Below are 10366 nucleotides of genomic sequence, written 5' to 3' on the forward strand. Positions count from 1 at the left end.
ATTCGAGCTCGGTCCCGGGGATCCTCTAGAGTCGTGCCGGAGGTGGCGACGGCGCCGTTGCGCACCCGCAGCGTCGCCAGGGCCGCCCCCGGCCGCACCGGGTCGGCGATGCCGACGGTCCACGACCAGGGCGCGCCGGGCGCGGTCCACACCCTCAGGTCGCCGCCGACGTTGATGCCGACGGCGCTCACCCCGGGCATCGCGAGCAGCGGCTGGAGGTGCGCCGTCGCGGCGACATCCGTCGCCCAGCCCTTCACGTAGCCGGTGGGGTCGAAGCCTTCCCGCCAGAAGGCGCTGAACCGCCCGCCGGTCGCCTCCTCGAGTCGTCGGCAGGCATCGGCGACATCCGTCAGCCGCGGATCGGCGTCGGCGAAGCTCAGCTCGCCGCGGCGCAGCCGCGAGATCTCCGAGTCCGCACGGTACGTCGAGAAGATCGCCTCCAGCTCGCGGAGCATCGCGACGGTGGATGCCGCGGCATCCGTCGCCGCCGCGCACGCGTCAGGACTGCCGATGACGTGGATGCTGGCGGTCGTGCCCATGAGCTCCGCCGTCCAGGCCCGGCGGCTCGGTTCGCTCATGCCGAGGCCTGGTCGATCGCCGACTGGAGCGAGTCGAGGTACCCGGTGCTCGTGTACGTCGCCCCCGACACCATGTCGATCTGCGCGCTCTGGGCCGAGAGCGTCTCGGAGATCAGCTGCGGCAGGGCGTCCTGGTTGATCTGACGGTCGCGGCTGCTGTGATCGGGGTAGGCCGGCGTCTGCACGTCGGTGATCACGCCGCCTGAGACGGTGATCTGCACCTGCACCGCCCCGTAGCGCGTGTTGACCGCCGAGCCGGTGAACGTGCCGTCGGTGAGCCCGCTCTTCGACGTGGTCGTCGTCGAAGAGGTCGCCCCCGACGACGAGCTCGAACTCGACCCGCCGGCGGTCGTCGTGGTCGACGAGGTCCCGGCCGACGGCGACGCCGGAGCCGGGGTGACGCGGGTGGCGTCCGTGCGATTCGCGTTCAGCGGTGCGGCGACGGCCGCGTCCTCGGGAAGGGATGTGCGATAGCTGAACAGCAGCACGAGGCCGCTGACGGTCGCGAGCAGGGCGTAGACGATTCTCTTCATGGTGGTGTCCTCTCTGAACTCAGACGCCGAAGGCTTCGCTGTGGATCTGAGCGGCCGGCACCCCGGCAGCCCGCAGGTCGCGACGCACCGAGGCCATCCAGGGCTCGGGGCCGCAGAGGTAGACGTCGTGATCGTGGATGCCGGGCACCATCCGCCGCAGCATCTCCGCACCGCGCCCATCGGCGAACGTCACCGGCAGCCACGTCGATCCGGCGCGACGGCGCGGACCGTGCAGAGCCACGTGGTGCAGGCCCCGGCGCGCGACCAGGCGCTCGATCTCGCGCACGCGCATCGACTCGGCCGCCGCATGGTCGCGAGTGATCAGGATCGCCTCGCCGGGCGCATACGGCTCGGCCTCGAGAAGCGAGACGAGGGGTGCGACGCCGGCGCCGGCACCCATCATGACGATCCCCCGCCGCGTCCGTGCCTCGCCCGTGAACTCGCCGTAGGGCCCTTCGATCAACACGCGCGTGCCCCGGCGGAGAGTCGCCAACCGGCGCGTCCCGTCGCCGACCATGCGGGCCGCGACGACGAGTTCGCCGCGGCGGGGGTCGGCCGCCAGCGACAGCGGGACTCCGCGCGTCCAGCCGGGTGCGCCCAGAAACCGCCAGACGAAGAACTGACCGGCGCGGGCGCCGAGGCGCTCCAAGCCGCGTCCGCGCATGCGGACCACGACGCCCACCGGCCCGTCTGCCTCGACGGCGACGACGCGGATGTCGTGACGCGCGGAGCGCCACAGCGGCAGCGCCACGCGGAAGACGATGACCGCGGCGGCGGTCGCCGCCCACAGTCCCCACCAGTACACCTCGGCGAGCGGATGGGCGGCGAAATCGGCGCCGGTCCACAGCATGTGCGGAATCGCCAGCCCGACACCGAGGTACCCGTACAGGTGCAGCAGGTGCCACGACTCGTAGCGCATGGCACGCCGCGCTCGGCGGATGCTGGTCACCACGACGAGCACCAGCAGGCCCGTTCCCGCCGTCGCGAGCATCATCCCGGGGTAGTTCCAGACGAAGTCCCACAGCTGGGCGATCACGTTTACACCGGCCTGGGCGGCGTAGCCGACCACCAGCAGGGCGATGTGCGCCAGCAGCAGCCAGAACGACCAGAAGCCGACCCAGCGGTGCATCCGCGTGATCGCATCGCGCCCGAAGGCTCGCTCGAACAACGGCACGCGCGCCATCAGCAGCACCTGGTACAGCAGCAGATTCGCCGAGACGAGACCGGTGATCCGCCCCAGCGTGTTCAGGGTGTCGGCATCCCACGCGCGCAGGTCCTGCACGGCGCCACCGGCGATCCAGAGCGCGACGACGAAGAGGCTCGTCGCCCAGATGACGGCGATCGCGAGCAGCCGCCAGAGCGGGCGGCGCGAGCGGATGCCGAGCTGCGGCGCGGCGATGAGCGGAGTGGATCGCGTGGCGGCCTGTGTGGTCATGCGTCGAGCGTCGTCGACCGGCTCTGAGACAAGGCCAAGAATCAGAGGCTCAGGCGGCATCCATAGGAATCTGACAGCCCCGCGACACGGGCGCTCAACATCCGCAGCTCTGGCGGATCAGCAGGCGCGGAGCGAACACGGCGTCGAAGCGCGTCTGCCCCTCCGGAAGCGCACCGGCGGTGCCGGCGAGGATGCGTGCGGCGGCGCGTCCCATGGCCTCCATCGGCTGGCGCACGGACGTGAGTGTCGGCGTGCTGAGCCGACCGGCCAGGATGCCGTCGAACCCGGTGACGGCCACGTCGTCGGGCACGCGCACGCCGAGCCCGGCGAGGGCGTCGAGGGCCATGAGCGCGTGCTGGTCGCTGGCGCAGACGAGAACGCGGGGCAGCGCGCCGCGGGCGTGGAGCGCGCCGAGCTGCTCGAGCATCCGATGCGGACCGCGCACGGTGCCGTCGATCGGCTCGTCACGGGGACGCAGACCCCACCGCATCAGCGACGCCCGGTACTCCCGGAAGCGTTCGGCGTTGTCGAAGCCCTCCTGGCGCCCGACGAAGGCGACGTCGTCGTACTGGTGGTCGCCGACGAGGTGGTCGATCAGCGCACTCATCCCTCCGGCGTTGTCCACGCGAACGCGGTGATGGGGATCGTCGCCGGGAGCGACGCTGAACAGGACCGTCGGGATCGTCGCGGGCATCCGCAGCAGAGCGGTCGGCAGCACCGGCGACGGGAAGATGGCCAGTCCGTCGACCCGGCCCGCCGTATCGGCGACCGACACATCGCTGTCCGACCCGCTGGAGAGCATGACCGGCCGCCCCAGCATCCAGCACTCCAGCGCAAAGCCGCGCTGGATCTCGTCGACGTAGAGCGGGAACGCCCGCGGATCGGCGAGGGTCTCGTCGTCGGTCTGCGACCACGGGATGATCGACGCGGCGTCCCAGGGCGCCCGCACATCGGGTCGCGGGGGTGCGACGTCGCGCGGGTCGGCCCGTTCCAGCATGAGGTCGAACGCGTGCAGGCCGAGCGTTCCCGTGCGTCCGTTCGCGAGTCCTCGCGCCGCCGCGCTCGGGGCGTACCCCAACCGCCGCGCGGCGGCCAGCACCCGCTCGCGCGTGGCTTCGCTGATCCGCTCGGGGCGTCGGAAGGCGAACGACACGGAGGCGATCGAGACACCCGCCTCCTGCGCGACGTCGTAGACCGTCGGACGGCGCGCAGCGGCATCACTCATCGGCTGTCCCTTCGTCATCGGCGGCCCGGAGCGTCTGGCGTGCGTCTCACCGGTCGGCGCGTTCTCCCACCCGTGCCGCCAGTTCGAGACCGAAGTGCACCGCGAACAGCGGATCACCCGTATCCGACGGTACATCTTCGCGAGAGGCGCGCACGGCATCCATCGACCGGGGCAGCTCCACCGGCAGGCGCCCCTCGGGAGCGACGCGGCCGGTGAGCACGTCGAGCACGGCGCGCGCGGAGCTGCCGAAGTCGACGACGATCGCCGACGCGAACTCCGCAAACGGTGTGAGGATGCCGGGCCGGTCGAGGTTGACGACGAGCACCAGCGGGCACTGCTGCGCGATACGTCGCATGCGGTAGATGCGCCCGGGCGGGAACTCGAGCGAGCCCTGGTGGAACCAGGCCTCGAGGAAGAGATCGTCGCGCGGCTCGAACGGGGCGCCGAGACGCACCAGGGCGAGATCGGCGGCGGCCGGATCGGCCACGACCTCGCCCAGCTCGGCGACGTCCTCCGCGCGGAAGCCCTCCACGTAGACGCGGCCGGTGCCGTCCGCGGCCAGCGGCAGCACGGGGTGGTCGTCGTCCGCGGTGGCGCGATTGACGACGACGGTCAGCGAGCGCGCCTGCGCCCGCTCCCCCTCGGCGCGGAACTCCGCGTTGCCGACGATGCGCTCGGCCTCGTCGGGATCGACGAACGGATCGTCGAACAAGCCCAGCTGGAACTTCACCCGCAGGATGCGGTGCGCCGAGGCATCGATGCGCTCCTCCGGGACGCGCCCGGCCCGGACGAGGTCGATCAGCAGGTCGACGCACTCCTCGCCGCCGAACTGGTCGGCCCCGGCATCCAAGATCTTGAGCATGCGCTCGCTCGGCGACAGCTCCTCGACGCCCCACGCGCGCGCCGGCAGCACCTGATCGCCCACGTGGTTGTCGTTGACGAGCTCCCAGTCGGTGACGACGACCCCGTCGAAGCCGAGCTCGTCGCGCAGCAGGTCGGTCACGATCTGGCGGTTGTAGCCGAAGCCGACCTCCTCGATCGGAACCCCGTGGCGTTCCAGCCCGATCGGCATGCCGTAGTACGGCATCATCGCCGCGGTTCCGCGCCGGATCGCCTCCCGGAAGGGCTCGAGGTGGTACTCGAACATGCCGCCGGGGTAGACCTGCTCGCGGCCGTACGGGAAGTGCGCGTCCTCGCCGTCCTTCTGCGGCCCGCCGCCGGGGAAGTGCTTCGTCGTGCAGGCGACGCTGTCAGGCCCCAGCTCGTCGCCCTGGAAGCCCTGAAGGTAGGCGGCCGTGAACTCGGCGACCCGTGCGGCATCCTGGCCCAGCGTCTGGGCCTGGCGGCCCCACCGGGGCTCGGTCGCGAGATCGATCTGCGGGTGCAGGGCGGCGCGGATGCCGACGGCGCGGTATTCCTGACGCGCGACGTCGGCGAAACGGCGCACCGTCTCGACGTCGTCGATCGCGGCGAGACCGAGTCCCTCCGGCCACTGCGAGAACGGCCCGGCGGCGAATCCGACACCGGTGTTCTCGACGAAGGCGTGCCGCGGGTCGGTGCTGATGGTCACCGGCACCCCGTGCGGGGTCTGCGTCGCGAGCATCTGGAGGTTGTTGTTCCACACCGCCGCCTGCCGCGCGGAGCGGATCGCGTGCACGTTGAAGTGCGTCAGGTGCTTGCCGAGCACCACCGCCGAGGTCGGCGACTTCGAGATCCGTCCCGGCGTCTCCAGCAGCTCGCCGTCCTCGCCCACCTCGATGACGGTCTGGAACATCAGACCGCACTTCTCCTCCAGGCTCATGCGGGCGACGAGATCGGCGGCACGCTCGTCGGCGCTCAGGCGCGGGTCCTCGTACGGATCCATCACCTGGTTGCCGTTGAGGTCGCGGAAACGGGTGCCGTCGGGCGCGGTGAGGAACGTGGGGGTCATGGTTCTCTTTCTCGAGGCGGGTCGGCGAGGGCTCACTTGAGCCCGGTTGTGGCGACGCCCTGGATGAAGTAGCGCTGCAGGAAGACGAACAGCAGCAGGATGGGCGCGATCACGAGCACCGATCCCGCCAGCAGCAGGCCGTAGTCCGTCGCGTTCTGGCCCGTCGAATACAGCGACAGGGCCACCGGCAGCGTGTACATGTTCTCGGTCTGGGCAGCGACGAGCGGCCAGAGGAAGTTGTTCCACGAGGCCAGGAACGTCAGAATGCCGAGGGTCGCCAGCGGCGGCCCGCACAGCGGCATGACGACACGGGCGAAGATGCGCAGCTCCCCCGCCCCGTCGATGCGCGCCGCCTCGATGAGTTCGTCGGGGATGCCGAGCATGAACTGGCGCATCAGGAACACCCCGAGCGGCGTCGTGATGAACGGCAGGATCAGCGCCGCGTAGCTGCTGGTCAGTCCGAGCGAGGAGACCATGACGAACAGCGGCACGAAGGTGACGACGCCCGGCACCATGAGGGTGACCAGCACGACGGCGAACAGCGCCTTCTTACCCGGGAAGTCCATCTTCGCCAGCGCGTAGCCGACCATCGAGCAGAAGACGAGATTGCCGAGCACCGTCAAGAGGGCCACCACGATGCTGTTGGTGAAGAACCGGCCGATGTCCAGCGGCCCGAACCACTGGGCGAAGTTGTCCCACGTGAACTCGCGCGGCCACCAGGTGGGCGGGCGCTGCAGGATCTCGGCCTGGGTCTTGACGGAGCCCAGCAGCATCCAGGCGAACGGCAGCATCCAGACGACGAGCCCGACGATCAGCACGATGTAGGTGACGGCACGTCCGGTCAAGGCCCGACGATGGCGCCCCGTGCGCCGAGGCGGCGCGGTGACGGAAACGGTCATGACGAGGTCCTCTCAGTCCTTCGTCCGCAGCAGCCGGAACTGCAGCAGGCTCAGCAGCGCGATGGCGAGGAACAGGATGTAGCTGGCGGCCGAGGCCACGCCGTACTGCCCGAAGCCGAACTGCTTGAACGTGTAATAGGCGACCGACAGGGTCGAATCGAGCGGTCCCCCCTGGGTCATCACGAAGGCCTCCTCGAAGAACTGCAGGAAGCCCACCGAGATGAGCACGGCACCGAGCAGGAGCGTCGGGCGCAGCATGGGCAGCGTGACCGAGGTCAGCCGCCGCCAGGCCGAGGCGCCGTCCATCATGGCGGCCTCCTTCACGTCGGTCGGAATCGCCTGAAGCCCCGCGAGGAAGATCACCATCAGCGTTCCGACGTTGCGCCAGACCGCCATCGCGATCAGCGACGGAAGAGCCCAGGTGGTGTCGTTGAGCCAGTCGGGCCCCTGGATGCCGATGAGGGCGAGCGCGCTGTTGAGAAGCCCGTCGGGCTGCAGGATGTAGCGCCAGACCACCGCGACGGCGACGATGCTGGTCACCACCGGGGCGTAGAAGCCGACGCGCAGGAACGACACGATGCGCCCGCCCCCGGAGTTCAGCGCCAGCGCGAGCGCCAGGGCGACCGCCATCGTCACGGGGATGCCGACGACGACGAAGGTCGCCGTGACGCCCATGGACTTCAGGAAAGTGGGATCGGTCAGCACCTTGACGTACTGGTCGAGGCCCACGACGTCCACCGAGAAGGGGGAGCGGATGTCCTGCGCGCGGAAGTCGGTGAACGACATCGCGAACGAGCCCACGATCGGCACGATCATGAACACCGCGAACACGATGACGAACGGGAGCGCGAACCCCCACGCGATCCAACCCTGGCGCCGGCGGCGGGACGAACCCGGCCGGCGACCACGGCCGCGACCGGTGACGGCGACGGCCGTCCCGGTCGCGGCCAGTGATGCCTGCGTCATCTCGATCAGCCCATTCCGAGGGCGTCGGCCTTGCTCTGCAGCTCCTTCATGGCCTCTGCAGGGCTCTGGGTGCCCAAACGCACCTTCTCGAGCACCGCATCACCGGCGGCGGCGACCTGCACCCAGGTGGTGGTGGCGGGAACCGACCTCGCGGTCTCCAGCTGGGTGCCGAAGGCGGCGAGCGTCGGCTGCGAGGCCAGCGCCTGCTCCTTCCACGCCGCCTGGACGGCGGGCAGGTCACCGGTCTTCTCGTACCACTGCGCCTGCGTGGCCGGGTCGGTCAGCCACTGAGCGAGCTTCCACGCCGAGTGCGCGTTCTTCGAGTTCTTGAACACCGTGAGGTTCGCGCCGCCGCTGAACGACGTCGACGACTCCTTCGTGGGCAGCACCGCGGTGGTGAACTTGCTGGCGAAGTCCGCGCCGCCGACCTTCTCGAGCGAGCCGATCATGAACGGCCCGTCGATGAGCATCGGGGTCTTGCCCGCGACGAAGTCTGCCTCCTGGGCACCCGAGGAGCGGTCGGCCGCCGGGTTGGCGATGCCCTTCTGGAAGAAGCTCTGGTAGTACTCGTAGGCCTCGAGCATCTGCGGGGTGTCGACCGTCCACTTGTCGCCGTCGACGAGCGAAGCACCGTTGGACCACGGCATCCACAGCGTGCCCTGGAACGAGTCGTTGCCGCCGGGCAGGCGGATGCCGTACTCGGCGCCGGCCTTGGACTGCATGTCGGCGGCCATCTGGCTGAGTTCGTCCCACGTGGTGGGGGCCTTCGTCCAGCCGGCCTTCGCGGCGAGGTCCGTGCGGTAGTAGAGCACGCGGGTGTCCACGTACCAGGGGGCGCCGGTCATCCGATCGCCCACCTTCGTCGACGCGACGGCGCCCGGGAAGGATCCCGACGTGTCGAGGTCGGTCGGCACGGTCTGGAACGCGTCGGCGAAGTCGGCCATCCAGGTCGAGCCCATCATCGCGATGTCGGGCGTGGTGCCACCGGCGATGGCCGTCTGGATCTTGCTGTAGGCGGCATCCCACGGAATCGCCGTGACCTCGACGGTGACGCCGGGGTTGGCGTCTTCGAACGTCTTGACGAAGTCGGGCAGCGCCTCCCCCTCGGCACCCATCGCCCACATCGTGATCGTGCCCGTGGCCGGCTCGCTGCCGATCGTGGTGGCGGCGTCGGGGGCGCTGGCGGTATCGCCGCCGCGGCCGCAGCCCGCGAGCGCGAGTGCGCCGATGGCGACGAGCGCGACGGCTCCCAGTCGGACGTGTTTCATGGTTCCTCCTCGAACGGGACACCCGCATCAGTGTCGACGGCTACTTTACTTATGCGCATAACCTCCGTCAAGACGTGGCCCCCGCCTCCCGACCGCGCGCGAGTCCGCCCGCCCGCGAGACACCGCCTGCGCACCGAAACACCGGTGCACAGCGGCAGTCTCGGTGCAGGGACGGTGTCTCGCGGGGCGTACGCTCGGCGGGGTCGGCCGGCGGACGGGCGGGGTCAGCGGGGGGATGCCGCGGGGCGAGGTCCCCGTAGGTAGCCCCGCACGAACTCGTCGAACAGGGCCGTCATGTCGACGGTGTCATCGAGCAGCCACTGCTGCTGGATGCCGTCCATCACGGCGCTGATGAGGCGGGCCGCCGCGTCGGGATCGATGTCGGGCGCGATCTCGCCGGAGCGCTGGCCTGCGCGCAGAAGCGCCGCCGTGTCCGCGGCGCGCTCGCGATAGCGCCTCGCGAAATCGTCGTGCAGCGGATGGTCGGGGTCGGCCGCTTCCGCCACCACGGTCGAGTAGAGGGAGGTGAGGCCACGTGTCGTCTGGTTGTATGCGACGACCTTCGCCGCCTGGTCGATGAGGCCGTGCGCGGCGGGCTCCCCCGCCGCGGCGCGCACCCGCTCGTCGCGCTGGCGCAGGACCTCGGCGAACAGCTCCTCCTTCGAGGCGAAGTGGTGCAAGAGGCCCGCGGGGGTCAGCCCGACCCGCTTGGCGACCTCGCGCAGCGACCCGCTCGCTGAGCCCGAGCGGCCGAACACGAGCACCGCCTCGTCGACGATCTGCTGGCGCCGCGCCTGCCCCTTCGGGTAGCTCCCCCGCGCATGCGAGGGAGCTACCCGGTCACCGGTGTCTGATGCCACGAGAATCCTCCCCGGCATCCACGCTACGGCTCAGTGATGCGGACGCCCCCACGACGAGCCGAACACCTGCTGCGCGATCGCCGGCCGGAGGTTCCGTTCCATCGCGTCGTCGACGACGTAGCCCTTGAGCGCATCACCGGTCAGCTCGTTGCCGATCGCGGCCATGATCATCGACTGATCGAGCGAGAGATACCGCTTCGCGATGGTGTCGCTCTTGACGGCGACCGCATCGTAGAAGCCACCGGGCCCGTAGGCGCCGAGCTTCCGCTCGATCTTGCGGAGATTGTCCATGACGCCCTTGTGGTCGTACGGCAGCGCGAGGAAGGACGCGTGCGGCGTGACGACGCCGTCGCCGAAGGTCGGCGAGGGGTTGGTGCCCGTGTGGCAGCCGGGTCGGTCGATGTCGACGTCGGTCTTCTCCCGGTCGGAGGTGTAGCCGTCGCTGCGCATTCCGGCCAGATCGACGCCGTACTCGGAGTAACCCCCGAAGGGATCGCTGGCGGGCGAGAAGCCCCAGTAGCCGTACTTCGCGTCCTTCAGACCGTGCTCCTTCTGCACTTCCACCGTGATGGGGTGGTTCAGACCCCACGAGCGAGGACCCCACTGCGCCTCCGGGATGAACAGGTCGGGCATGAGCGACTCGAACATGCTGCCGCCCCAACTGGGAACGAA

10 protein-coding genes are annotated in these 10366 nt (G+C 70.2%); all 10 read right to left on the reverse strand.

All coding sequences use genetic code 11. The annotated features are described in order from the left end of the window. On the reverse strand, positions 1-578 hold a 578-nt coding region (locus I5I_RS02825; protein ID WP_051039450.1), incomplete at its 3' end, for an FAD:protein FMN transferase. Then, entirely contained in the window at positions 575-1111 is a 537-nt protein-coding gene (locus I5I_RS02830) for an FMN-binding protein (RefSeq protein ID WP_036316253.1), read from the reverse strand. The genes I5I_RS02830 and I5I_RS02825, both read right to left, overlap by 4 nt. 19 nt (positions 1112-1130) lie before the next feature. Then, positions 1131-2546, reverse strand: a complete 1416-nt coding sequence (locus I5I_RS02835; protein WP_036316254.1) for a ferredoxin reductase family protein — start codon at positions 2544-2546, stop codon at positions 1131-1133. 94 nt (positions 2547-2640) lie between these two features. Beyond that, entirely contained in the window at positions 2641-3771 is a 1131-nt protein-coding gene (locus tag I5I_RS02840) for a LacI family DNA-binding transcriptional regulator (RefSeq protein ID WP_036316257.1), read from the reverse strand. Positions 3772-3817: 46 nt separating this feature from the next. Beyond that, positions 3818-5701: a glycoside hydrolase family 3 protein gene (locus I5I_RS02845; protein WP_036316259.1), complete on the reverse strand. Its 1884-nt coding sequence runs from the start codon at positions 5699-5701 to the stop codon at positions 3818-3820. Positions 5702-5733: 32 nt separating this feature from the next. Further along, on the reverse strand, positions 5734-6600 hold the full coding sequence (locus I5I_RS02850) for a carbohydrate ABC transporter permease (RefSeq protein WP_036316264.1): 867 nt from the start codon (positions 6598-6600) through the stop codon (positions 5734-5736). 12 nt (positions 6601-6612) lie between these two features. Then, positions 6613-7566 (reverse strand): carbohydrate ABC transporter permease, encoded by a 954-nt coding sequence (locus tag I5I_RS02855; protein WP_036316268.1) that lies wholly within the window; start codon positions 7564-7566, stop codon positions 6613-6615. 5 nt (positions 7567-7571) lie between these two features. Continuing rightward, complete coding sequence (locus tag I5I_RS02860) at positions 7572-8834, reverse strand: extracellular solute-binding protein (protein WP_036316271.1); 1263 nt, start codon at positions 8832-8834, stop codon at positions 7572-7574. Positions 8835-9058: 224 nt separating this feature from the next. Beyond that, the gene (locus tag I5I_RS02865) at positions 9059-9694 is read right to left on the reverse strand and encodes a TetR/AcrR family transcriptional regulator (protein WP_036316272.1); all 636 of its coding nucleotides are present in this window, start codon (positions 9692-9694) and stop codon (positions 9059-9061) included. Between the two features lie 30 nt (positions 9695-9724). Then, a partial coding sequence (locus tag I5I_RS02870; RefSeq protein WP_036316273.1) for a glucoamylase family protein occupies positions 9725-10366 on the reverse strand: 642 nt, incomplete at its 5' end.

Source organism: Microbacterium sp. B24 (assembly GCF_000333415.1).
In the GTDB taxonomy this organism is placed as follows: domain Bacteria; phylum Actinomycetota; class Actinomycetes; order Actinomycetales; family Microbacteriaceae; genus Microbacterium.